Origin of the sequence: Komagataeibacter melomenusus (assembly GCF_013155395.1) — a bacterium.
GTDB lineage: Bacteria > Pseudomonadota > Alphaproteobacteria > Acetobacterales > Acetobacteraceae > Komagataeibacter > Komagataeibacter melomenusus.
Genome location: NZ_JABJWC010000001.1, coordinates 157,546 through 180,209, shown reverse-complemented (window position 1 = coordinate 180,209; position 22,664 = coordinate 157,546). Strand labels below are relative to the sequence as shown.

The 22,664-nt window shown below is 66.1% G+C and carries 24 protein-coding genes; 15 read left to right on the top strand and 9 right to left on the bottom strand.

Going from position 1 to position 22,664, the window contains the following annotated elements:
* Nucleotides 1-16 precede the first annotated feature (16 nt).
* Together der and HNW77_RS00870 are read left to right on the top strand one after the other, a co-directional pair.
* The gene (gene der / locus HNW77_RS00875; RefSeq protein WP_172154478.1) at nucleotides 17-1,444 is read left to right on the top strand and encodes a ribosome biogenesis GTPase Der; all 1,428 of its coding nucleotides are present in this window, start codon (nucleotides 17-19) and stop codon (nucleotides 1,442-1,444) included.
* Nucleotides 1,445-1,573: 129 nt separating this feature from the next.
* The gene (locus tag HNW77_RS00870) at nucleotides 1,574-2,419 is read left to right on the top strand and encodes a nicotinamidase (protein ID WP_172154476.1); all 846 of its coding nucleotides are present in this window, start codon (nucleotides 1,574-1,576) and stop codon (nucleotides 2,417-2,419) included.
* A gap of 18 nt (nucleotides 2,420-2,437) precedes the next feature.
* Here the strand turns inward: HNW77_RS00870 and HNW77_RS00865 are convergent, their stop codons facing one another.
* The gene (locus HNW77_RS00865) at nucleotides 2,438-3,781 is read right to left on the bottom strand and encodes a GntT/GntP/DsdX family permease (RefSeq protein ID WP_172154531.1); all 1,344 of its coding nucleotides are present in this window, start codon (nucleotides 3,779-3,781) and stop codon (nucleotides 2,438-2,440) included.
* 204 nt (nucleotides 3,782-3,985) lie between these two features.
* Between HNW77_RS00865 and HNW77_RS00860 the strand changes: the two genes are divergently transcribed.
* Nucleotides 3,986-4,735, top strand: coding sequence for a dienelactone hydrolase family protein (locus tag HNW77_RS00860; protein ID WP_172154474.1), 750 nt, complete (start codon nucleotides 3,986-3,988; stop codon nucleotides 4,733-4,735).
* On the opposite strand, the gene ubiA is transcribed toward HNW77_RS00860, so the two are convergent.
* On the bottom strand, nucleotides 4,725-5,642 hold the full coding sequence (gene ubiA / locus HNW77_RS00855) for a 4-hydroxybenzoate octaprenyltransferase (protein ID WP_172154472.1): 918 nt from the start codon (nucleotides 5,640-5,642) through the stop codon (nucleotides 4,725-4,727). The two genes, HNW77_RS00860 and ubiA, sit on opposite strands and share 11 nt — an antisense overlap.
* Before the next feature lie 172 nt (nucleotides 5,643-5,814).
* Between ubiA and HNW77_RS00850 the strand changes: the two genes are divergently transcribed.
* The 4 genes from HNW77_RS00850 to HNW77_RS00835 all read left to right on the top strand — a co-directional run bounded on the left by HNW77_RS00850 (nucleotide 5,815) and on the right by HNW77_RS00835 (nucleotide 9,874).
* Nucleotides 5,815-6,555, top strand: a complete 741-nt coding sequence (locus HNW77_RS00850; RefSeq protein ID WP_172154470.1) for a 16S rRNA (uracil(1498)-N(3))-methyltransferase — start codon at nucleotides 5,815-5,817, stop codon at nucleotides 6,553-6,555.
* Nucleotides 6,556-6,629: 74 nt separating this feature from the next.
* Nucleotides 6,630-8,045 carry a glutamate--cysteine ligase gene (locus HNW77_RS00845; RefSeq protein WP_172154468.1) on the top strand — a complete coding sequence of 472 codons (1,416 nt, stop codon included), beginning with the start codon at nucleotides 6,630-6,632 and terminating at the stop codon, nucleotides 8,043-8,045.
* Nucleotides 8,046-8,192: 147 nt separating this feature from the next.
* On the top strand, nucleotides 8,193-9,149 hold the full coding sequence (gene mbfA / locus HNW77_RS00840; protein WP_172154466.1) for an iron exporter MbfA: 957 nt from the start codon (nucleotides 8,193-8,195) through the stop codon (nucleotides 9,147-9,149).
* Nucleotides 9,150-9,235: 86 nt separating this feature from the next.
* Nucleotides 9,236-9,874, top strand: coding sequence for a LolA family protein (locus HNW77_RS00835; RefSeq protein WP_172154464.1), 639 nt, complete (start codon nucleotides 9,236-9,238; stop codon nucleotides 9,872-9,874).
* A gap of 12 nt (nucleotides 9,875-9,886) precedes the next feature.
* On the opposite strand, the gene rsmI is transcribed toward HNW77_RS00835, so the two are convergent.
* Nucleotides 9,887-10,879, bottom strand: a complete 993-nt coding sequence (rsmI, locus tag HNW77_RS00830; protein WP_172154462.1) for a 16S rRNA (cytidine(1402)-2'-O)-methyltransferase — start codon at nucleotides 10,877-10,879, stop codon at nucleotides 9,887-9,889.
* A gap of 11 nt (nucleotides 10,880-10,890) precedes the next feature.
* Here rsmI and HNW77_RS00825 point away from each other — a divergent pair, with 11 nt between their 5' ends.
* On the top strand, nucleotides 10,891-12,231 hold the full coding sequence (locus HNW77_RS00825; protein WP_241694202.1) for a penicillin-binding protein activator: 1,341 nt from the start codon (nucleotides 10,891-10,893) through the stop codon (nucleotides 12,229-12,231).
* A 45-nt stretch (nucleotides 12,232-12,276) separates the two neighbouring features.
* On the opposite strand, the gene HNW77_RS00820 is transcribed toward HNW77_RS00825, so the two are convergent.
* From HNW77_RS00820 to HNW77_RS00805, 4 genes are all read right to left on the bottom strand, one after another.
* Nucleotides 12,277-12,621, bottom strand: coding sequence for a hypothetical protein (locus HNW77_RS00820; RefSeq protein ID WP_172154458.1), 345 nt, complete (start codon nucleotides 12,619-12,621; stop codon nucleotides 12,277-12,279).
* A gap of 175 nt (nucleotides 12,622-12,796) precedes the next feature.
* A complete protein-coding gene (locus HNW77_RS00815; RefSeq protein ID WP_408886743.1) occupies nucleotides 12,797-13,723 on the bottom strand; it encodes an LpxL/LpxP family acyltransferase in 927 nt (308 codons plus the stop codon).
* Nucleotides 13,720-14,706: a tetraacyldisaccharide 4'-kinase gene (gene lpxK, locus HNW77_RS00810; protein ID WP_172154456.1), complete on the bottom strand. Its 987-nt coding sequence runs from the start codon at nucleotides 14,704-14,706 to the stop codon at nucleotides 13,720-13,722. Before lpxK ends, HNW77_RS00815 begins: the two co-directional genes overlap by 4 nt.
* Nucleotides 14,706-16,016: a 3-deoxy-D-manno-octulosonic acid transferase gene (locus HNW77_RS00805; RefSeq protein WP_172154454.1), complete on the bottom strand. Its 1,311-nt coding sequence runs from the start codon at nucleotides 16,014-16,016 to the stop codon at nucleotides 14,706-14,708. Before HNW77_RS00805 ends, lpxK begins: the two co-directional genes overlap by 1 nt.
* 260 nt (nucleotides 16,017-16,276) lie before the next feature.
* Between HNW77_RS00805 and HNW77_RS00800 the strand changes: the two genes are divergently transcribed.
* Complete coding sequence (locus tag HNW77_RS00800; protein ID WP_172154452.1) at nucleotides 16,277-16,498, top strand: DUF3553 domain-containing protein; 222 nt, start codon at nucleotides 16,277-16,279, stop codon at nucleotides 16,496-16,498.
* A 12-nt stretch (nucleotides 16,499-16,510) separates the two neighbouring features.
* Nucleotides 16,511-17,530: a GTP 3',8-cyclase MoaA gene (moaA, locus tag HNW77_RS00795; protein WP_172154450.1), complete on the top strand. Its 1,020-nt coding sequence runs from the start codon at nucleotides 16,511-16,513 to the stop codon at nucleotides 17,528-17,530.
* Between the two features lie 3 nt (nucleotides 17,531-17,533).
* Here the strand turns inward: moaA and HNW77_RS00790 are convergent, their stop codons facing one another.
* Nucleotides 17,534-18,397, bottom strand: a complete 864-nt coding sequence (locus HNW77_RS00790) for a methyltransferase domain-containing protein (protein ID WP_172154448.1) — start codon at nucleotides 18,395-18,397, stop codon at nucleotides 17,534-17,536.
* Between the two features lie 56 nt (nucleotides 18,398-18,453).
* Here HNW77_RS00790 and HNW77_RS00785 point away from each other — a divergent pair, with 56 nt between their 5' ends.
* The 5 genes from HNW77_RS00785 (at nucleotide 18,454) to HNW77_RS00765 (ending at nucleotide 21,871) form a co-directional block, all read left to right on the top strand.
* Complete coding sequence (locus tag HNW77_RS00785) at nucleotides 18,454-19,224, top strand: ComF family protein (protein ID WP_172154446.1); 771 nt, start codon at nucleotides 18,454-18,456, stop codon at nucleotides 19,222-19,224.
* Between the two features lie 77 nt (nucleotides 19,225-19,301).
* Nucleotides 19,302-19,562 (top strand): glutaredoxin 3, encoded by a 261-nt coding sequence (grxC, locus tag HNW77_RS00780; RefSeq protein ID WP_172154444.1) that lies wholly within the window; start codon nucleotides 19,302-19,304, stop codon nucleotides 19,560-19,562.
* Nucleotides 19,563-19,571: 9 nt separating this feature from the next.
* The gene (locus HNW77_RS00775) at nucleotides 19,572-20,024 is read left to right on the top strand and encodes a DUF1178 family protein (protein ID WP_172154442.1); all 453 of its coding nucleotides are present in this window, start codon (nucleotides 19,572-19,574) and stop codon (nucleotides 20,022-20,024) included.
* 64 nt (nucleotides 20,025-20,088) lie between these two features.
* The gene (locus HNW77_RS00770; protein ID WP_408886742.1) at nucleotides 20,089-20,595 is read left to right on the top strand and encodes a DUF2147 domain-containing protein; all 507 of its coding nucleotides are present in this window, start codon (nucleotides 20,089-20,091) and stop codon (nucleotides 20,593-20,595) included.
* Nucleotides 20,596-20,641: 46 nt separating this feature from the next.
* A complete protein-coding gene (locus HNW77_RS00765) occupies nucleotides 20,642-21,871 on the top strand; it encodes a lactonase family protein (RefSeq protein ID WP_172154440.1) in 1,230 nt (409 codons plus the stop codon).
* A gap of 28 nt (nucleotides 21,872-21,899) precedes the next feature.
* Here the strand turns inward: HNW77_RS00765 and ubiG are convergent, their stop codons facing one another.
* Nucleotides 21,900-22,649 carry a bifunctional 2-polyprenyl-6-hydroxyphenol methylase/3-demethylubiquinol 3-O-methyltransferase UbiG gene (ubiG, locus tag HNW77_RS00760; protein ID WP_172154438.1) on the bottom strand — a complete coding sequence of 250 codons (750 nt, stop codon included), beginning with the start codon at nucleotides 22,647-22,649 and terminating at the stop codon, nucleotides 21,900-21,902.
* Nucleotides 22,650-22,664 lie beyond the last annotated feature (15 nt).

Here is a 22,664-nt window from a genome sequence, read left to right as displayed (position 1 = left end):
AAAGAAAGTTGCCGCAGTGAGTTCATCTTTTCCATCCGCGCCAGTGGATGCGCTGCCGGTTGTCGTGATCGCGGGCAGGCCGAATGTCGGCAAGTCGACCATTTTCAACCGGCTGGTTGGCCGCAGGCAGGCGCTTGTGGCCGACACCCCCGGCGTGACCCGTGACCGCAAGGAAGGCCAGGCCACCGTGCGGGGCCGGGCCATCCGCATCATCGACACGGCCGGGCTGGAGGAGGCGGCACCCGATACGCTGTACGGCCGCATGCGGGCTTCATCCGAATCCGCCGTGGCCGAGGCCGATCTCGTGCTGTTCTGCATTGATGCGCGCAGCGGCATCACCCCCGCCGATGAGCATTTTGCCAACTGGCTGCGCCGCCAGGGCCGCCCGGTGCTGCTGGTCGCCAACAAGGCGGAGGGGCGGCAGGGTGCCGCTGCCGCCATGGAGGCGTTCTCGCTGGGGCTGGGCACGCCGCTGGCCATGTCGGCCGAGCATGGGGAGGGCGTGGCCGACCTCATGAGCGAGATCGTGGACCGCCTGCCGCCCACTGACCTGCCGCCGGTGAAAAAAGTCACCCGCCGTTCCCGGCGCGAAGACGCGCTGGCCGAGGGCGAGGAAGAAGATGCCCGTCCCCCCGGCCCGTTGCGTCTTGCCATCGTCGGCCGTCCCAATGCGGGCAAGTCCACGCTGCTCAACCGCCTGCTGGGCGAGGAACGGATGATCACCGGCCCCGAGCCGGGGCTGACGCGCGATTCCATTGCCGTCATGCTGCATGACGACGAAGGCCCGATCCAGCTTGTCGATACGGCGGGCCTGCGCCGCAAGGCCCGGATTGACGAGACGCTGGAGAAGATGTCGGTCTCCGCCTCCATCGAGGCGCTGAAGATGGCGGAGGTCGTGATCCTGGTGCTCGATGCCACGCTGGGCGTGCATGAGCAGGATCTGCAGATCGCCCGGCTGATCGAGCGTGAGGGCCGGTGCTGCGTGCTCGCGCTCAACAAGTGGGATGCGGTAGAGGACCGGGCCGCGACCCGCCAGGCCATCAAGGACCGGATCGAGACCTCGCTTGCGCAGATGCGCGGCATTCCCGTCGTGTCGTTCTCGGCCATGACCGGGGCAGGCATCAACCGCCTGCTGCCCACCGTGCGCCGCGCCTATGAGGTATGGAACCGCCGCGTGCCCACCGGCGCGCTCAACCGCTGGTTCGAGATGATGGTCGAGCGCCATCCGCCGCCGCTCGTTGATGGCCGCAGGCTCAAGCTGCGCTATATCACGCAGGCCAAGGCGCGCCCGCCCACCTTCATCCTGTTCGGCACCCGTACCGACCAGTTGCCAGAGGACTACCAGCGCTATCTGGTCAACGGCATGCGCGAGACCTTCGACCTGCCGGGCACGCCCATCAGGCTGCTGCTGCGGGCCTCGAGCAATCCGTACGCCAAGGGCTAGGGAAACAGATAAAAGTTTTTGGTGAAGCTTTTTTCTAAAAAGCTTCGAAGCATGCAGCCTTTTTGAAAAAGGCTGCCCCCAAAGACTTCTATTTTTTTATCTTAAGACCATCTCGCGGCAGGGGGCAGCATGACGGCGAACGGGCATTCAGAGACCCCTTTCATCACGCCCGCCGATGCGCTGCTGATTATCGACATGCAGGTCGACTTCATGCCCGGCGGCGAACTGGGCGTGGCGGGGGCGGATGGCGTTGTGCCGCTCATCAACCGACTGAGCGAACTGCCCTTTGGCCTGATTGCCGCAACGCAGGACTGGCACCCGTCAGATCATGTATCCTTTGACATGCAGGGCGGCCCGTGGCCGGAGCATTGCGTGGCGGGTACTAAAGGGGCGGCCCTCGTGCCCGATCTGGCGCAGGCCCATATCGGCGTGGTGCTGCGCAAGGGCATGCGCCCTGATACCGACAGCTATTCCGCTTTCGAGGATAACGCGCGCACCAGCCGCACCGGGCTGGATGGCCTGCTACGGGGCAGGGGGATCAACCGGGTATTCGTGGTGGGGGTAGCGCTGGATTACTGCGTGGCGGCAACCGCGCGCGATGCCGTCCGGGCCGGTTTTGCCACCGTGGTCCTGACCGATGCCTGCCGTAGCGTGGCGCAGTCTGTCGCTGCGATGCAGGCAGGGCTGGTCAGTGAGGGGGTCGAGACCGCCCATGCGGTGGATCTACTGGCCCTGATGGACAGAGCCTTGACACCCCGGGAAATAGCCGATCAGCTTGAGGCGCTTCTGGCAGGCAGGTCCTATGTACAGGCCATCGCGACCCGAGCGCTGAAGATTTTCAACAGTCATGACCGCCCTCGATTCAAAGCCCTGTCAGATGCGCTGATGGAACTGGTGACGATGGACGCCGAACCGGAATTTGAACTGGACCGCAATGCCATCCTTGCCATCATCGATACGATAAGATCCTTGTAAAACACCGGATTTTTTCAACTACGTCACCACCAGCGACAGCAGCAGCGCAAAGACCAGCCCCAGCACGGCAATCAGGGTCTCGATCACCGACCATGTCTTTATGGTCTGGCCTACCGACAGGCCAAGATATTCCTTGATCTGCCAGAAGCCCGCATCATTCAGCGGACCCAGCGCCACCGAGCCTGCGCCGGTCACGATCACCATCAGTTCAGGCGAGGCCCCGTGCGTGTGCACAAGGATCGGCCCTACGATGCCCGCCGCCGTGCTCATGGCCACGGTGGCCGAACCCGTGGCCACCCGCACCACCACCGCCAGCAGCCAGGCCAGCACCAGCAGCGGCACATGGGCGCCCACCGCCAGGTCGGTAATGGCGGTGGAAACGCCGCTATCGACCAGTTCCTGCCCGAAGCCGCCGCCCGCGCCCACCAGCAGCATGATCAGCGCCGTAGGGGCCAGGCAGTCATTGGTGAATTTGAGGATCGTCTCGCGGCTGAAGCCACGGGCAAGGCCAAAGACCTGAAAGGATAGCAGGGTTGCCAGCGCCAGCGCGATATCGGTATTGCCGATGAAGTGCAGCGCATTGTTGAGCGGCGTATGCGGGTGGGCCACGACATCCGCCACCGAGCCCACCAGCATCAGCACAACGGGCGAGAGAATGGTCAGGACCGTAATGCCAAAGCCGGGCATGTGGGCGGGCACTTCATGGTTGACGAACTGCGCCTCCAGCGCCGAGGGCAGCACGGGGCCGATGCGCCCGGCAATGAAACGCGCATAGACCGGCCCCGCAAGGGCTGCGGCAGGCGTGCCGATCACGATGCCCCACAGGATCGTGCGCCCGATATCGGCATGATAGGCCGCAAGCGCCAGCAGTGTGGCCGGATGCGGCGGGATCATGGCGTGCGTGACCGAAAGCGCCGCCCCCATGGGCAGGGCCACGCGCAAAAGCGGCGTATTGGTGCGCCGCGCCAGCGTGAACGCCAGCGGGATCAGCAGCACGAATCCCACTTCAAAGAAAACCGGCAGCCCCACCAGCAGCCCGATCACCATCATGGCCCAGCTGACGCGCTTCTCGCCTGCCAGGCGGGTAATGGTCAGGGCAATGCGGTCGGCCCCGCCGGATTCCGCCAGCATCTTGCCCAGCATCGTGCCCAGCGCGATAACGGTGGCCACGTGCCCCAGCACGCGGCCCGCACCGGCCTCGAACGAGGCAATGGCCTTTTGCGGCGGCATGCCCGCGCACAGCGCCAGCGCCAGCGAGACCGCAAACAGCACGATGAACGGATTGATCCGGAAGCGGGCGATCAGCACCACGACGGATATGATGGCGCAGATGGCGAGCGAGAGGGCAAACAGGGGTGACATCATGATTTCTGTAACGGATTCATGCCCCATACAGGCCGGGGCGGGGAAGGAAAGTCAATGTTTGAAGCAGTTTTTGCGCAATAAATGAACAAAAAACTATCAATTTAAGAATTGATATTACAGGCATGATCGGTCCGCCCCCTCTCGGTTGGCCGCCTGCATGCTGCTATCGTGGCCTTTTGCGCCACTGGCAGGAGTTTCATCATGATCATCCATTCCGACGAGACGGCAGATATCCCAACGCCCTCAGGCATGATGCGGATGCATGTTTTCCGCCCGGCCATTGCAGGGCGCTTTCCCGGAATCGTGCTGTTTTCCGAAATCTATCAGGTCACGGCCCCCATCCGCAGGCTGGCCGCCATGATGGCGGGGCAGGGTTACGTCGTGGCGGTGCCTGAGGTCTATCACGAATATGAACCCGCAGGCACCGTGCTGGCTTATGACAAGCCGGGCACGGATCGCGGCAATTTTCTCAAATTCGAAAAGCCGGTCGCAGGTTACGACCACGATGCCCGCGCAGCACTCGACTGGCTGGCTGCCAACCCGCACTGCACCGCAAGCCTTGCCACCATGGGCGTGTGCCTTGGCGGCCACCTAGCGTTTCGCGCGGCCCTCGACCCGCGGGTGCGGGCGGCGGTGTGTTTTTATGCCACCGATATCCATTCCGCCACGCTGGGGCAAGGCAAGTGTGATGACACGCTGGCCCGCGTGGGCGAGATGCGCGGCGAGGCGCTGATGGTATGGGGGCGCCAGGACCCGCATGTGCCCTTTGAAGGACGGCAGATGATCCGTGCCGCGATGGAAAAGGCGGGCACATGCTACGAGTGGCATGAGTTCAATGCCCAGCATGCCTTCCTGCGTGATGAGGGGCATCGTTTTGATGCCGCCCTGTTCCTTCAGTGCATGGGTATGGCGCGTGATTTCCTGGCCCGCACGCTGCACGTCAGCGCGTAAGCGTTCCCGCCAGCACGGCCAGGGCGATGGCAAGCCCGGTTTCGCGGTTGAAGCGGAACAGGCGCAGGCAGGTGGCGGGGCTACGTTCATCCAGCCGCCACACCTGCCAGCCCAGCAGGGCCGCGGGCAGCGCCAGCGCAGGCCAGAAGCCCGGCCCCACATGAGCCAGGTAGCCTGCGCCCGCCAGTCCGGCCAGCGTTAGCCCATAGCACGCGCCCACGAACAGCCGCGCATGCCCGGCCATGAGGCGGGAGGTGGAGCGCACGCCAATGCGGGCATCGTCCTCCATGTCCTGAAAACCGTATATCGTATCAAAGCCGAGCTGCCACACGATGGTGGCGGCATAGAGCGTGACGAGCGCTGCATCGATATGGTTGGCCGCCGCCGCATAGCCCAGTGGCGCGCCAAAGCCGAAGGTGAAGCCCATGACAAGCTGTGGCCACCACGTCACCCGCTTGGCCAGCGGGTAAAGCCCTACCAGAACGAGCGAGGATGCACCCAGAATCTGCGAGAGCACATTCAGGTTCATCAGGATGTTGAAACCGATGAGCAGGAGGGCCGCGAGGAACAGCGCCGCCTCGCGCATGGACAGGGCGCCCGAGGCCAGCGGCCTGCCTGCCGTGCGGGCCACCTGGCGGTCGATGTCACGGTCCCACATGTCATTGACCACGCAGCCCGCGCCGCGCATGACCACGCTGCCAATGCCAAACAGCATGATCAGGAAAAGCCGCTGTCTTGCTGGTACATGGTCAGGCAGCAGGATGCCCCACACGCCGGGCAGGAACAGAAGCCACGTGCCAATGGGCCGGTCGAGCCGCATCAGCAGGGCATAGGGGCGCAGGCGCGGCGGCAGGCGACCGATCCAGCCATCCACCCTGATGTCCGTATGGGGTATGGGCTGGTTCACGCTACAACTCCTTGCCGCTTGCCTGCTGCCGGTGGGGCCGGGTTTGCCGATGACGGCGCGCCCCGTGGCTGCTAATGGCCACACAGATGGGCCGGAAGGCCCTGTGGGGTCAAGACCGGCCCCGGCATCGTGTTCCTGTATCCTGTCCTGCGCTGAAAGGTTATCATCCGGCATGAGGGATTGTCCGCGCCTGTTCATACCACCCGCCCACATCGCCCCCATGGCAGTCGATGCCGTGTTTGACCTGGAGCCGGGGCAGGCCCATTACCTCGGCACGGTCATGCGCCAGCAGGCCGGGGCGGTGGTCGAGGTCTTCAACGCGCGTGATGGCGCATGGCAGGCCGTGATCGAGCACCTGCGCCGCGAGCGCTGCCGCATCCGCGTGGTGGAGCAGACCCGCGCGCCTGCGGCCACGCCGGGGCTGTGCCTTGTGTTCGCGCCCCTCAAGCGCGATGCGACCGAGACGGTCATCCGCATGGGCACGGAACTCGGGGTCACGCATTTCCGCCCTGTCGTGACCGAGCGCACCAATACCCACCGCATCAATGCCGAGCGCCTGAACAGCATCGCCACCGAGGCGGCCGAGCAGTGCGAGCGCCTGGACGTGCCCGCCATCGACCCGCTGGCGCCCCTGACCACGGTGCTGTCGCAATGGCCTGATGATACGGCTCTTTTTGCCGCCCTCGAGCGCAGGCCGCAGGTGGTGGCCCCGCCCGCGCCCCATGTGGGCGATGGCGTGCTGATCGGCCCGGAGGGCGGATTTTCGCCCCGCGAGCATGAGATGCTGGGCAGGCAGGCTTTCGTGCGGCCGCTCTCGCTTGGCGCGCTGGTGCTGCGGGCGGATACGGCGGCGGCAGCGGCACTGGCTCTTGTCGGGTCGGGCCTCAAGGTCTTATGTGATAAGGCTTCGTAACAACTCTCCCGCTTCCCTTCCGCCTGTCTCCAGCCCGGCCTTGCCCTGACTGTCATGAGGATATTGCCCCCGCCATGTCGAATCCCGGCGCGCATAATGCACACGTCATCGAATCCCCTGACCAGTTGGTCGCCCTGCTGGCTGCGGGCGCGCGCCCGCGGGCGCAGTGGCGGATCGGCACGGAACATGAGAAATTCGGTTTTGTAAAACCCGCTACCGCAGGCCCGGGCCGTGCGGCATGGTCATCCCCCCCTTACGCCCCACGCGGAATCGAGGCCCTGCTGCGTGCCCTTTCAGCCGAAGAAGGCGGCACGCAGTGGCAGGACATCATTGATGAGGGTGCGCTGATCGGCCTCAAGGGGCAGGGGGCGGCCAAGGGCAGTTCCATCTCGCTCGAGCCGGGCGGGCAGTTCGAACTCTCCGGCGGTCCGCTCGTCTCGCTGCATGATACCGCCGCCGAGATGGCGCATCACTTCGCGGCCATTCGCCCGGCCTGCGCCGAACTGGGGCTTGGCTTCGCCCCGCTGGGCTTTCACCCCATGGCCCGGCGCTCTGACATTCCGTGGATGCCCAAGAGCCGCTACGCCATCATGCGCGACTACATGCCGCGCGTGGGCACGCTGGGGCTGGACATGATGCTGCGCACCTGCACCGTGCAGGTGAACCTCGATTTCGGCTCGGAAGCGGACATGGCGCGCAAGATGCGGGTCTCGCTGGCGTTGCAGCCGGTGGCGACCGCGCTGTTTGCCAGTTCGCCGTTCTATGAAGGCCGCCCCAATGGCTATATGTCCAACCGCGCCCGGGTCTGGACCGATACCGACAATGCGCGCGCAGGCATGCCGCGCCAGTTCCTTGCAGACGGGTTCAGCTTCGCGGCCTATGTGCAGTGGCTGCTCGATGTGCCGATGTATTTCGTCACCCGTGGCAACCGCATGATCAATGTGGCGGGCCATTCCTTCCGCGCCTGGCTTGACGGACGCTGCCCGCCGGGGCTGGAGGGCGAGCGCCCCACCATTGGCGATTTCGAGGATCACCTGACCACCGCTTTCCCCGATGTGCGGCTCAAGCAGTTCCTTGAAATGCGCGGGGCCGATGCGGGATCGCCCGCCATGATGCTGGCCCAGTCCGCACTCTGGACCGGGCTGCTCTATGATGACGCCACCCTGCAGGCCGCCGAGAAGCTGGTGCTTGAGCACGGCTGGGATGACTATATTGCCCTGCGTGCCGCCGTGCCGCGCCTGGGGCTGGATGCGCCGTGGGGGCAGGGCACGCTGCGCCCGCTCGCCGCCCGCATGATCGCCCTCGCCACCGATGGCCTGCGCGCCCGCGCCCTGCGTGATGGCAACGGACAGGACGAAACCCGTTACCTTGCCCCGCTGCAGGAAATCGCTGCCGGTGGCCCCACGCAGGCCGAAGCCTTTCTTGCCGCCTATCAGGGGCGCTGGCAGGGCGATGTGACCCATGTCTTTACCGAAGCCGCCGTGGTGTGAGCGGCAGCGGGGAGATGTTTTTACCAAGCAACGTAATCGAGAAGCAGAATCATTTTCGATCGCTTTACTTGCGTATTTCAATTGAGAATTATTTGTAACTTTACAATATTCTTGAGCCATTAAGAGAATTTATGCATAGACTGATTGATGCGTAAATTCTCTTCCCTGTCCGATCAGGAAATTCTCGCGCTTGCCATCTCCAATGAGGAGGAAGACGGGCGCATCTATTCCGACTTCGCCTACACCCTGCGCGAGAAATATCCCGACACGTCCAGGATCTTTACCGACATGTCGGTGGAGGAGGACGAGCACCGCCGCGACCTGATCGACCTGTATGTCAGCCGGTTCGGTCCGCATATTCCGCTGATCCGCCGCACCGATATTGCCGATTTCATGGTGCGCAAACCCGCCTGGCAGGTGCAGACGCAGGGCATCGAGGCGGTGCGTGCCCATGCAAGGCAGATGGAAACGGATGCTGCGCGATTCTACCGCCAGGCCGCCCTGCGCACCACCGATGCCGCGACCCGCAGGCTGCTCGGCGACCTCGCCCATGCCGAGGACCAGCACGAGCAGGCGGCCAATGCCATTACCCTCGACCGCCTGCCCACCAGCAAGCGCGAAAGCGAGGACGAGGACGCCCGCCGCCGCTTCGTGCTCCAGATCATCCAGCCCGGCCTTGTGGGCCTGATGGATGGCTCGGTCTCGACACTGGCCCCGGTCTTTGCCGCGGCCTTTGCCACGCATCAGCCCTGGAATGCCTTTCTCGTTGGCATGGCGGCCTCGGTGGGGGCAGGGATCTCGATGGGGTTTGCCGAGGCACTGTCCGATGACGGCAAGCTGTCAGGCCGTGGCGCGCCGCTGCTGCGCGGGCTGGTGTGCGGGCTCATGACCACGGCGGGCGGCATCGGGCATACGCTGCCGTTCCTGATCGATGATTTCTCGGCTGCCATGATTGCCGCGATCGTGGTGGTGGTGATCGAACTGTTCGTCATTTCATGGATACGCTGGCGCTATCAGGACACGCCGTTTGGCTCGGCCATCGTGCAGATCGTCATCGGCGGGCTGCTGGTCTTCGTGGCGGGCGTGCTGATTGGCAGTTCATAGGGAACCGTGCCGGAGGGCTGGCTTGATATTGCGGGCATGATGGGGCACGACTGTGCTCAGAGTGTCTGCACGGATTGCGCCGCATCATGAAATTTCTTCCCGTCATTGCCGCCTGTAGCCTTGCCTGCCTGTCCGGCGCCCCGTTCGCGCCCGTTGCCCATGCGCAGGAGCAGATGGCCGTGGGGGCATCGGACCAGGACCATGCGCTGCTTGAGCGCGTCGAGCACCACCTTGATGCGATCAGCCTGCTCAAGGCGCATTTCCGCCAGACCGCGCCTGATGGCAAGGTGAGCACCGGCACGGCGTGGATCGACCGCACGAATCGCCGCATGCGCTTCCAGTATGATCCGCCCAGCCCGCTGCTGCTCGTGGCCAATCATGACCAGGTGGTGTTCAACGACAGCCAGCTTGACCAGACCACCACCATGCCGATGGAAAAGACCCCGCTTGGCCTGCTGCTGCGCCCGCATCTGCAACTGTCGGGCGATGTTACGGTCACGGGCCTCTCCCATGACGGCAATGCGCTCGACATTACCGTGGTGCGCACCGATACGCCGGGCGATGGCAGCATGACCCTGCTGTTCCATGACAACCCGCTGCTGTTGCGCGGCTGGATCATTCAGGATGCCCAGCAGGACACCACCCGCGTTGACCTGCTCGATGCCACCACGGGCGGCCCCATGCCCGCTGATTCCCTGTTCAATACCGATATCGGGGCGCAGTAACGGCCAGCGCGCCTATTTTTTCTCCCGCGCCAGTTCCAGCGCGCGGGCATAGACCGTGCGGCGCGGCAGGCTGGTAATGCCGGCCACAAGCGCTGCCGCATCCTTGACCGAGAGTGTCAGCAGGGCCTCGTTCAACTGGGTATCGAGATCGGTTGCGGTGCTGTCTTCACGCAGCGGCGGCCCGAGCACCACGGTAATCTCGCCGCGTGCCGGGTGCGCGCTGTAATGGGCGGCCAGTTCCGCCACCGTGCCGCGGCGCACTTCCTCAAAGCGCTTGGTCAGTTCGCGCGCGACTGCGGCGGGGCGGTTGCCGCCCATGACATCGGCCAGGCTTGCCAGCATTTCCGCCAGCCGGTGCGGGGCCTCATGCCAGATCAGGGTGGCGGACAGGCCCGCGCATTCGGCGGCGTGCAGTTGCGCCAGCACCTCGCGCCGCGCCGCCTCGCGCGGCGGCAGGAAGCCCGAGAACATGAACGGATGCGGCGGCAGGCCCGACAGCGTGAGCGCCATGACCGCGGCATTCGGCCCCGGTACTGCCGTTACATGGCCGCCCTCCGCCACAACGGCGCGCACCAGCCGGTAGCCGGGGTCCGACATCAGCGGCGTGCCCGCATCCGAGATCACGGCAATGCGCTGGCCCGCGCTCAGGGCCTCGAGAAGTGCGGGGATCTGCCTGTCCTCGTTATGGTCATGCAGGGGGCGGGTCCGGGTGCGGATGCCGTATTCACGCAGTAGTCGCGCGCTGGTGCGCGTGTCCTCGCACAGGATCAGGTCGCACGCCGCCAGCGTCTCGACCGCGCGGCGGCTCATGTCGCCAAGGTTGCCTATTGGCGTGGAAACAAGCACAACTTCTCCACCCTGGTGCACAACCGGACCGGTTTCATCAGCGTTCCCGGCATGACGGGTGGCGGATTCTCCGCTATGAATATCATCACGGGTTATATCCGCCGGATGGTCCGGGGCATGTTGAGATTTTGAAGGCGAGGAAGATGAGGCGTCAGACATTCGGAACCCAGATGCAAGGACAGGATGCTGATACTGCCTCTGTGCGCCCTGCATGCAAGCGCTTATTGCTGGCAGGGCTGGCGCTGTCAGTGCTGACTGCCTGTGCTGGCGGCGAGGGGGGCGGCCATCATGCGCCCCATGCCGGGCGCAACGTGGGGGTGCTGTTGCCGCTGAGTGGTGCGAACGCCCGGCTGGGCCAGGAAATGCTGACCGCCACGCGCATGGCCATGAACACGCCCACGGCGCCCCCGCTTGACGTGCATGATACCGCCGCTCCCGGCACCACGGCTGCTACTGCGGCGCAGGCCGCCGTCCGGGCAGGCGATGGGTTGATCCTTGGCCCGCTCACTGCTGAGGAGACCGCGCAGGCCGCCCCCGTCGCCACTGCGGCGGGCGTGCCTGTCCTGGCCTTTACCAGCGACATGTCGGTCGCCCAGCCCGGTGTCTGGACCCTTGGCATCGCGCCCGAGCAGCAGGTGCGGCGCATGGTGCTCGCCGCGCGCCAGCAGGGGCGGCAGCATTTCGCGGCGTTCCTGCCCGATAACCGGCTGGGTCATGCGCTTGGGCAGGCGCTGCAGCAGGTGTGTGAGGAAAATGGGCTGCAATCACCGCAGATCATGTTCCATGACAGCACACAGGAGGCGATGACCGCCAACCTGAAAACCCTGTCAGCCTATGACAGTCGCGCCGCCGCCGTGCCGCAGCCCGAGCCTGTCGCCCAGCCGCCGGCACCCCCCATGCCCGAGGCCGCGCCCGATACCGCGACCATGGACCCGGCCAACCCCGATGGCGCGCCGCAGGCCGCCACGCCCGCGCCGGAAGCCGCCGCGACCCCCACCGCCACCCCGGATTTCCCCGCACCGCCGTTTGATGCGCTGCTGCTGGGTGATACCGGGCTGCAACTGGGCATGGTCATCAACGCGCTGGCCCAGGCACATGTGGACAATACGCATGTGCAGATCATGGGGCCGGGGCTGTGGGCGGCATTTGCCACCAAACTCGGCGCGTTGCAGGGCGCATGGTACGCAGCGCCCGATCCGGCCACCCGGCAGGCGTTCGTGCAGCAGTTCATGGCCGCTTACCACCATATGCCGACCCCGCTGGCCGACCTGACCTATGATGCGGCGGCCCTGGTGAAGGCGCTGGACCAGAACCGCCCTGCCGGCAGCGCCAATGGCTACGCCGTGCAGGCGCTGACCCGCCCCGATGGGTTTGGCGGGGTGGATGGCGCATTCGGTTTTCTGGAGAATGGCAAGACACGGCGCGATCTGGCCGTGTTCCAGATCCTGCCCACCGGTGGCGGCAGGATCGTCATTCCTCCTGCGGGCAGGCTGCGGCGCAGCGCCAACTAGGGGGCAGGGCAGTAGGGTGGTGGTGGTCTGACCGTCGCTGGCCTTTCAGGCAGCGACGGTAGCACCATGCGCCAGCACCGGGCGAATGGCATGCAGCGCGGCTTCAAAGCTGCTGTAGGTGGCAAGCTGGCGGTCGCGGATCTGGTCAACAAGCACCCAGCCCATGCCTTCGGGGCGGACCATGTAGGCGGGCCTGGCGTTCTCGCGCACCCAGACCAGGACATGTTCGATATCGGGCTCGTTATCATCGTTGTGATCGGAGATATCCGCGTCACACAGGCCCATGCACGCACCGGCCTCAAGCCAGCGCATCAGGTATTCGCGGTGACGGGGCAGGAAGCCCTGCCGCAGGGAAACAACATTGCTGGCGGAAGCCTGCTGCGTGATCATGTGCATTCCGTTGGCCCTCTGACTGTCTTGGCGTGACAAGATGGGAACAACGCTATTCCTGCATGGCAGCTTTGCCAAACTGAATTTCAGGCAGAAAGCCGCACAAACAGGCAGAAACAACACCCTGTGGCAAAAAAGCAATATTTTGTAGCATGCATGCTCATTCTTTAGGCTTTTAATTGGGCAATTGCCCATTCCATCGGCGATGAATCCAGAGCCAACTGCCCGGCTGCTGCCGTATTGTGCCTTCAATCCAGTCATTCACCTGTTGCGTCAGCGTCATCTGGTCGGCTGCGCGGTTGCCGCTATCGGGCAGGTCGATGGGGGGGAGGACATGCATGCGCAGCCGTGCGGGGCCCAGGCGCTCGATATAGCCGGGTATGACCGGACAGCGCAGTTTGAGCGCCATGGCGGCCATGGCGCCTGCCGTCATGGCGGGCTGGCCGAAAAAGCGGGCGGCGACTCCATCATTCATCTTCTGGTCCACCAGCATGCCCAGATGGCCGCCTTTGAGGATATGCGCCAGCGCATTGCGCGCGCCACGTGCCCCCTTGGCAAACAGCGGCACGGGCGCGCCCATCGCCTCATCACGCAGGTCGCACAGGATGCGGTCGACAAGCGGGTTGTTGGGCGCACGGTAAAACGAGGAGAACGGCAGTCCGTACCGCGCCACGGCGGGGGGCAGCATCTCCCAGTTGCCGATATGGCTGGATACGAAAATGGTTGGCCCCCCCTTCGCCGCCTGCGCGATGAGGTGTTCCGCGCCCACCACATCCCAGCCAGGCGCGCCATCAGCCGGGTTGCGGGGCAGGGTGGCTAGGTGCGGGAACTCGCCGGCATTGCGGCCGATATTGTCCCACATGGCGCGGATGACGGTGCTGCGCATGCCGGCATCGAGTTCGGGCATGGCCATGCGCAGGTTGGCATCGGCTATTTTCGATACGGGCAGGCGCGGCCCCACCGTGCGGCACAGCCACCCCCCCAGGTTGGAGGCCCGCACCGGGCCTAGGCGGCGGAAAAGGGCCACAAGCCCGCGCACCAGGGCGGCCTCAAGGCGCATCTGCCCCGTGGGCTGTTTTGCCTTGGGGTGTTGTGCGTTCATTGCTGTGTCGTGCCCAGCCATAGATCCAGTATCCGTTCGGGCATGGCGGGGGTGGTCCATGCCAGTTGCAGGCCGACCGTGTGCACCATGGCCCGCAGGGCCGCATCGAGGCGCACTTCATCCTTCTGCGTTGTGACAAGACAGGCCCCGGCCTGCGCTGCAAGCCTGTGCAGCCGGGCCTGCTCGGCTGCGGTATAGGCGTGATGATCGGGGAAGGCGAGGCAGTTTACGGGGTGGATGCCGTTTTGCGCCAGCCCCTCGAAGAACTTGGCGGGCCGCCCGATTCCAGCAAAGGCGATGACGGGCCGGCCAGGCGGGATGGCCCGCGTGTCAGGGTGCAGGGTTGCCGTAAAGCGGGGCAGGCCATCGGGCAGGCTGGCTGCAAGGCCGGGCAGGTCATGGCCCATGATGACCACGCCCCCGGCGCGGGCGAGTGCCGTGGCCACCGGCTCACGCAGCGGGCCTGCGGGCAGTACCCGGCCATTGCCAAAGCCGACCGCGCCATCAACCACCACCAGCGCCAGGTCCTGATGCAGGGTGGGGTTCTGGAACCCGTCATCCATCAGCAGGCAATCCGCGCCATCGGCCAGTGCGCGGCGTGCCGATACCGCCCGGTCAGCGCCGACATAACACGGCGCGATACGGGCCAGCAGCAGGGGTTCATCGCCCACGTCACGCGCGGTGTGGTGGTGCGGGTCAACCCGTGTTCCCGCCCGTGCCCGGCCGCCATACCCGCGTGAGAGGAAGGCAGGTCTGCGCCCCCGGTTTATCGCGCGCCGGGCCAGATCCATCACCAGCGGTGTCTTGCCCGCGCCACCCACGCCAATATTGCCACAGCACAGCACCGGCACGGGCGCATGCCACGGCGTATGGCGCAGGCGGCGTGCCGTCGCGGCTGCATAAAGATGGGCAAGGGGGGAGAGCAGTCCTGCCATCAGTCCGGCAGCGGTGGCCGGACGCCACCAGAATGCGGGCGGCTGCATCAGCGCGGGACCAGCGCAAGCAGGGCGTGGGCGATGCGCCGGGCCAGCGTGGAATCCGGCTGGGCATGCTGCCGGGCGCGCGCGCCTGCCTTGTGGCGGGCTTCAGGGTTCTGCAACAGCGGGATGAGCCATCGGGCAAGATCGGGCGGGGTTTCGACCGACTGCACGCTGTCCGCCATGCGGGCATAAGCCTGGCGGAAATTGCTGACCCGTGGCCCGCTGGCGATAGGGCAGCCAGCGCGCGCGGGTTCCAGCGGGTTATGCCCGCCGCCCGCGCAGCCCGGCAGGCTGTTGCCCATCATTACCGGCGCGCCAAGGGCAAAGAACAGACCCGTCTCGCCCAGCGTATCACAGACCCAGAGCCCATCCTGCGCCGCAGGGGTCTGGCCCAGGGCGCGGCGTGGGGCGGCGGGATCGACCAGCGTGGCGATGTCCGCGCCGCGTTCGGGGTGGCGGGGGATGAGAATGGTCAGCGCATCGGGTACTGCCTGCCGCACGAGGGCACTGGCGGCGATGATGGTGGCGTCTTCCCCCTCATGGGTGGAGGCCGCGACCCAGACCGGGCGGCTGCCCAGCAGGGCGTGCAGCCTGCGCCCCGCCGCCGGGTCTTGCGGCAGGGGGGCGGCGGCATCTTTCAGGTCCGCAATCAGGTCGATCCGGGTTGCGCCGCCGTGCCGCAGGCGGGCCGCATCTTCCGTGCTGCGGGCCATGACCCAGGCAAAGGCCGAGAGCATGCGGGCCAGAAGGCAGGCCGCCCTGCGCCAGCTGGCCAGAGAGCGGTCGGACATGCGGCCATTGAGCAGTGCCAGCGGCATCTTCCGCGCGTGGCAGGCGGCAATCAGGTTGGGCCAGAACTCGCTTTCCACCAGCGCGCCTACATCCGGCCGCCAGTAATCAAGGAACCGCGCCCCCCAGCGCGGTACATCCAGTGGCGCGAACTGCGTAATGACCCGGTCCTGTCCCGCTATTGCAGGCAGGCGCTCATGCAGGATGGCGCTTCCCGTGACCGTGCCGGTCGTGACCAGGACATGCAGCGCGGGATCAGCGCCGAGCAGGTGTTCTACCACCGGGAGAAGGGCGACCGTCTCGCCCACGCTGGCGGCATGCAGCCATGCAAGCAACCCCGGAGGGCGCGCGCGCGTGGCCCATCCGCGCCGCTGGGGCAGGCTTGCCCGGGTTTCCTTGCCGCGGGCCAGCCTGCGGCGCAGGTTCACGCGCAGGGCGGGGGCCAGCAGGGTAGACAGGCCATGCCACCCAGCCCCCAGCACGGCGCCGCACAGGCGGTCCCTTATGGTGAGGCGGCGGCTCATGCCCGTACCGGCCGGGAAAGGGGGGTGTGCATGCCCTTGCGGTAACATGCCTTGTGTGGAGGGGGAAGACGGCGCGGCGGCAGGGCCTGATTGCGCGCGGGGTGATGCGGGCATCGCTCATATGCAATGCCGCCTGCGCGACGGCCCGGATGCCGGGCGGCGCGGCTGGCCACTCGTTTTGCAACCATCCTGCGCGAGGCAAACCGTTTTTTTGTTGAATACCCGCCAATGGGGTTTAATAAGGCCCGCACCGGTCCGATATGCCGGTCATGACCTCCATGCAGGAACCGCGCAGCATCATGGCCCCTCCACCTTTCCGGTCCTTTCTTGTTCCCGGACAACTGGTTCGCCACCCCGACCACCCGGAATGGGGCGACGGCGCCGTGCAGTCAGCCATCGGCGCGCGCGTTACGGTCATGTTTCCCCATGCAGGCAAGGTGATGGTCAATGCCATGGTCGTGCAACTGACCGAGCTGTCCTAGGGCTCCTGCCGCATGAACCATGCCCCGCTACCCGATTCCTACGGTCGCCTGCTGACATATCTGCGCGTCTCGGTCACCGACAGGTGCGACATGCGCTGCATCTACTGCATGGCCGAGGACATGACCTTCCTGCCCAAGGCGGAGATCCTGTCGCTGACCGAACTCGAGCGCCTGTGCGCAGCCTTCATCCGCCACGGCGTGCGCAGGCTGCGGGTGACCGGGGGCGAGCCGCTGGTGCGGCGTGATGTCATGTCCTTCTTCCACGAGATGGGAAAATGGCTGCACCGCGATACGGACGCGCCGGGGCTTGATGAACTCACGCTCACCACCAATGCCAGCAGGCTGGCCGAATTTGCCGATGGCCTGCGGGCAGCGGGCGTGCGGCGGGTCAATGTCAGCCTTGATTCACTTGATCCCGCCCGCTTTGCCCGCATTACCCGGCGCGGCAACCTGGCCCGTACGCTCGATGGCATCCACGCGGCGCGGGAGGCAGGGCTTGCGGTGCGCATCAACACCGTGGCCATGAAGGACGTGAACGAAGATGAATTCGATACCCTGATCGCCTGGTGCGGCGAGATCGGCGCCGATCTGTGCCTGATCGAGACCATGCCCATGGGCGAGACGGGCGAAGACCGCACCGACCGTTACCTGCCGCTTTCAACCGTGCGCCGCAGGCTTGAGCAGGACTGGACGCTGGAACCGCTGGCTTACCGCACCGGCGGCCCCGCGCGTTACGCCCGCATTGGCCAGACGGGCCGGCGCATCGGCTTCATCACGCCCATGACCCATAATTTTTGTGAAAGCTGCAATCGCGTGCGCCTGTCCTGCACCGGCAGGCTATATACCTGCCTTGGCCATGAAGGTTCGACCGACCTGCGCGCGCCGCTGCGCGCGGGTGAGGATGATGCGGCGATGATGGATCATGTCCGCGCCGCCATCCTGCGCAAGCCAAAGGGGCATGACTTCCTGATCGGGCGCGAGGCCGATGACCCCGCCCGCGTGCGCCGCCACATGAGTGTTACGGGCGGCTGAATGTTACGGCCTGCCGCGCAGCGCCTCCTCCAGGCTCACGCTGAACTGGCCGGGCCGCAGGGGCTGGGGCTGCGTGGGAGCAGGGGCCCAGCCGGTCATGACCGCGACATGCAGCGACTGCGCGAGACCGCCATCGGCATCACGCGGCAGGCGGCCCAGCGCCTCGGCCAGCAGGGCAGGGGTGGTGAGGCCACGCGCGCGCTGGCACAGGGCATTGGTCTCGCCGCCGTGGCGCAGGTCGGCCAGCAGGCCCATGGGGGTGGCGTAGCTCAGTTCGATCACGTCCGCATCGGCCACCGGCAGGGCAAACCCCGCGCGTTGCAGCAGGGCGGCGCAGTCGCGCAGGCCGGGAAAGGGCGAGATGCGCGGCGAGACGCCACCGCGCCGCGCCATCTCGGCTTCCATCAGCGCCGTGCGCAACCCGCCCAGCGTGGGCAGGATGGGCATGCAGGCCAGGAACAGCCCGTCAGGTGCCAGCACATGGCGCACCTGCGCCAGCAGCCCCGGCAGGTCATTGACCCAGTGCAGCGACAGGCACGCCACCACCAGATCGAAACTGTGCGGCGCAAAGGGCAGCCATTCCCCATCCATGGCCACGGCTGGCCCGGCATCAAGGGCCGCCATGCGGGGCGAGAGGTCGGCGGCAAGGGTTTCGATGCCGCGGGCGCGCAGCAGGGGCGCCACCACGCCACGCCCGCCAATATCCAGCGCCGTGGCGAACGGGCGCGTGACATCATCCAGCCGGTCGAGCAGGCGGGTGGCGGCTTCCTCCACGATCGGGCGCACGGCTGCCACGTTGCGCGCCGCGCGCTCACGGTGCAGCCTCACGGCATGGCGATCGAATATCTGCGGCACATCCGGGCTCATGCCCCTTGGTGTGAACCCATGCCCGTGCCCTGCCAAGCCCACGATCGTGTGAGTTCATGAGCAGCACCCCGTGGTGGCGCCCCTGGTGGCGCAGGGCCGCGACGCCGGTGCTTGACCTGCTGTTTCCGCCCGGCTGCCTTGCCTGCGGGGCGGAGGTGGCGCAGGCGGGTCATCTGTGCGGCCCATGCGTGGGCCGACTGCACCTGATCACGCCGCCATTCTGCCGCCGCTGCGCGCTGCCATTCATCTCACGCGCCGCTGCGGGGCCGGACATGACCTGCACCGCATGCCAGCACAGCCCGCCCCCGTGGCACGAGGCCCGTGCCGCCATGGTCTATGATGACACCGCGCGCAGCCTGATCCTGCCGCTTAAATATGCCGACCGCACGGAAAACGTATCGCTGCTGGCACGTTACATGGCCATGGCGGCCAGTGACATCATGACGGGGGAGAGCCTTTTCATGCCGGTTCCGCTGCACCGCCTGCGGCTGTTTGGCCGCCGCTACAACCAGGCTGCCCTTCTGGCCCGTGCGCTGGCCGGTCTTGCCGGGGCTGCCGCCGTGTGTGACGGGCTTGAGCGCACCCGCGCCACCCGCCCGCTTGAAGGGCTGGGCCGCAGCCAGCGCCAGCACCTCATGTCCGGGGTGATTGCGGTGCGGCCGGGGCGGATTCCCGCACTGGCGGGGCGGCACGTCATCGTGGTGGATGATGTCATGACCACCGGCGCCACCCTGGCCGCCTGCACCGTTCCCCTGCTTGCGGCGGGGGCTGCGCGGGTTGATGTGCTGGCCGCCGCGCGTGCCAGTGGCCAGCAGGCGCCGCAATAGGATAAGATGGCCCCGAACAGATGCATTCGCCCCGGATTATGGGTGGCGGATCAACCCGCAAGCCAAGTGAAGGTTCAATGCCCGCAATCGATATCTATACCCAACCCGGCTGCCCCTACTGCATCCGTGCCGTGCGGCTGCTCCAGCAGAAGGGGGTCGCCTTCAACGAAATCAATGCCCCCTACGGCACGCCCGAGCGGGCGGAATCGATCAGCCGCTCGGGCGGCCGCACCACCGTGCCGCAGATCTTCATCGACAACACGCCCATTGGCGGCTGCGATGACATGATGGCGCTCGAGCGCACGGGCAGGCTCGATGCCCTGCTGGGCAGGGGCTGATACATTGGCATGATCCGGTATCAGTTGCGCTGTGGCGCGGGGCATGAGTTTGAAGGGTGGTTCCCCGGTAGCGCCGCGTTCGAGCGGCAGGCCGCAGGCGGGCTGCTGTCCTGCCCGCATTGCGGCGTGCCCGACGTGACACGTGCCCTTATGGCGCCCGCCATCCATACGGGCATGCCCGCACGGCAGATGGAAGAAACCGCAACGCCCACGCCACCCGGCCATGCGCCACAGGCCATGCCCGACACCATGCTCGCCCTGTTACAGAAAATACGCGAAACGGTTGAGACACATTGTGACGACGTAGGCGACCATTTTGCCGAGGAAGCCCTGGGCATGCACCGCGGCGAGCGCGAAGCCAGGGGCATTTATGGTAGCATGACGGAAGAGGAGCATGCCGAACTTGATGAGGCGGGCGTGGAGGTCCACGCCATTCCATGGGTCCGGCGCGCTGACAGCTAAAGGGTAGACGCGCGCGCTCCGGGGCACCCACCGGAACGCGCGCCATGTCGGGGGAACGATTGAGATGCACGACACAAAACGGAAAACGACCCTGCGCCAGGCGGGTGGCCGCATCCTCCGGGCGTTTGCCCTGCCGGGCATGGCCGCGTTATGTGCCATGGCGGTCGGGCTGGCTTCCCCCGCCACCGCTCATGCCGGGGAGCCGGACATCATCGGCCGGTGGATGACCAAGGACCATGACGGCGTGTTCGAGATCAGCCAGTGCGGGCAGGACGTGTGCGGCAGGCTGGCTGGCCTGCGCTACACCACCGACATGCCGCGCGACAAGCGGGGCGAGCCTGAATGCAACCTGCCCATGCTCAACGGCTTTACCCCTGACCCCGAGACCAGGGGGCACTGGAACGGCCATGTCACCGATCCGGATACCGGGCATGTGTACCATGCCAAGCTGTGGGTCTCGCAATCGGGTGACCTGAAGCTGCGGGGGTTTGTAGCCGTGCCTTTATTTGGTGAAACCGAAACCTGGACCCGCTATACCGGGGCCATCGGCCCTGCGTGCAAACTGCCGTAGCAAGCAAGAAAAACAGTTTTAACTGACCGGGATCGCCCTTTCTGTCATGAGCACCACCCTCTCACGCCGTACCTTCGCCACTGCCCTGGTAGCCAGCGTGCCAGCACTCTCCCGGCGCGCCCTGGCCCAGACCGTGCCCCCCAAGCCCCGTGTCATCTGCTATATTGGCGGCTACACCCAGCACGGCCCCCCGGGCGGGGCGGGCAACGGGCAGGGCATATCGGTGTTCGAGATGAATCCTGATACCAGCAGCCTTTCCCCGCTCATGACCTATGTGGACATTGCCAGCCCGTCCTTCATGGCCATGTCCAGCGATTTCAGGCATCTGTACGCGTTGAGCGAAATCGATGATTTCAACGCCAGCAAGGAAGGCTGCGTGACCGCGTTCTCGGTCAACCGCTCGAGCGGGGAACTGACCAAGCTCAACGTCATGCGCTCGGGTGGCGCCGTGCCCGCGCATCTGAGCATTCACGCCTCGGGCAAATATGTGCTGGTGGCCAACTACATGGGGGGCACGGTGGGCGTGCTGCCCATCCACCCCGATGGCAGCCTGGGCGACCCGACCGACGTGGTGCACAATACCGGCCCGCGCATGCCCGACCGCGCGGCGGACAACCCGCCGGGCAACTTCGCCATCAGCGATCATTCCATGGCGCATGTGCACATGGTGGCCTCCGACCCCTCGGGCCGCTACGTGCTGGCCTGCGATGCCGGGCTGGACCGGGTCTATGTCTGGACGCTCGACCTGCATACCGGCCGCCTCGTGCCCGCCAAGACACCCTTCATCGCCATGACGCCGGGTTCCGCCCCGCGCCATTTCTCCTTCAACGAGAAGGGGACGATGATCTACATCCTGGGCGAGCAGGATTCGAAAGTGGTCGCCGCCACCTTCAACCCGCAGACCGGCGAGATCGTGCCGCAACAGACCGTGAGCACCGTCACCCCGCATTTCCGCGGCAGCACGCTGGCGGCGGGCATCCTGCTCTCGCCCAACGGCAAATACCTGTATGTGTCGAACCGGCTGGGCGATTCGCTGGCCAGCTTCCACGTGAACGACGACGGCACGCTCAACCTGGTGGAAGAAATCTGGATGCATGCCGATTACGGTCGCGCCATGATGTTCGACCCCAGCGGCACCTTCCTGTTCTGCGCCAACCAGCGTAGTGATTCGGTTACGTCGTTCAAGGCCAATGCCCAGACCGGCGTGCTTGACTTTACGTGGAACTTCACCCCCGTGGGCAGCCCGACCACCTTCGCGTTCATGAACACGATCTGAGTGGTCTGACCGCAACGGCGCGCGGCGCTTAGTCGCGTACGAGGGCCGCGATGTAGTTTACCGCCATGTCGCGGCTTTCGCGCCAGCCGCCCAGGCCGGGCACCATGCCCGCCATGTCGGTCACCCGCAGCCCGGCGCGGGCGGCGTACTGGCCCAGCTCGGCGGGGGTGATGAACTTCTTCCAGTCATGCGTGCCCACGGGCAGCAGGCGCAGCACGTATTCCGCCCCGATCTTGGCCATGGCCATCGAGCGCCACGTGCGGTTCATGGTCGAGACCACCATCGCCCCGCCCGGCCTGAGCAGGCTGCCCAGCATGCACAGGAAGGCGGCGGGGTCGGTCACGTGCTCGATCACCTCAAGGGCGGAAATCGCATCAAAGCGTGCATGGTGGGCCACCAGTTCCTCGGCGCTGCCGCAACGATAGGCCAGCGGCCCCGCGGAAGCGGGCAGGGGGTGGTGGCGCAGGTGCAGCCGCCCCGCCGTAATCGCCGCCTGGGAGGCATCAAGCCCGGTCACATCAAAGCCCGCGCGGGCGAACGCCTCGCTGGCCAGCCCCGCGCCACAGCCGATATCGAGCAGCGTGCGCCGGGCGCCATCTTCCGCCACGGGGGCGGGCAGGTGGCGCATGGCCCAGCCCGTGCGCAGGTCGTTCATGGCATGGAGCGGGCGCATGGGGCCTGCGGGGTCCCACCACCGGGCCGCGAGATCGCTGAAATGGGCGATTTCTTCAGGGGCGACGGAATCCGCCGACACAACGGTCGAATCGTGATGCTGCATGGGTGCACCGCCTTT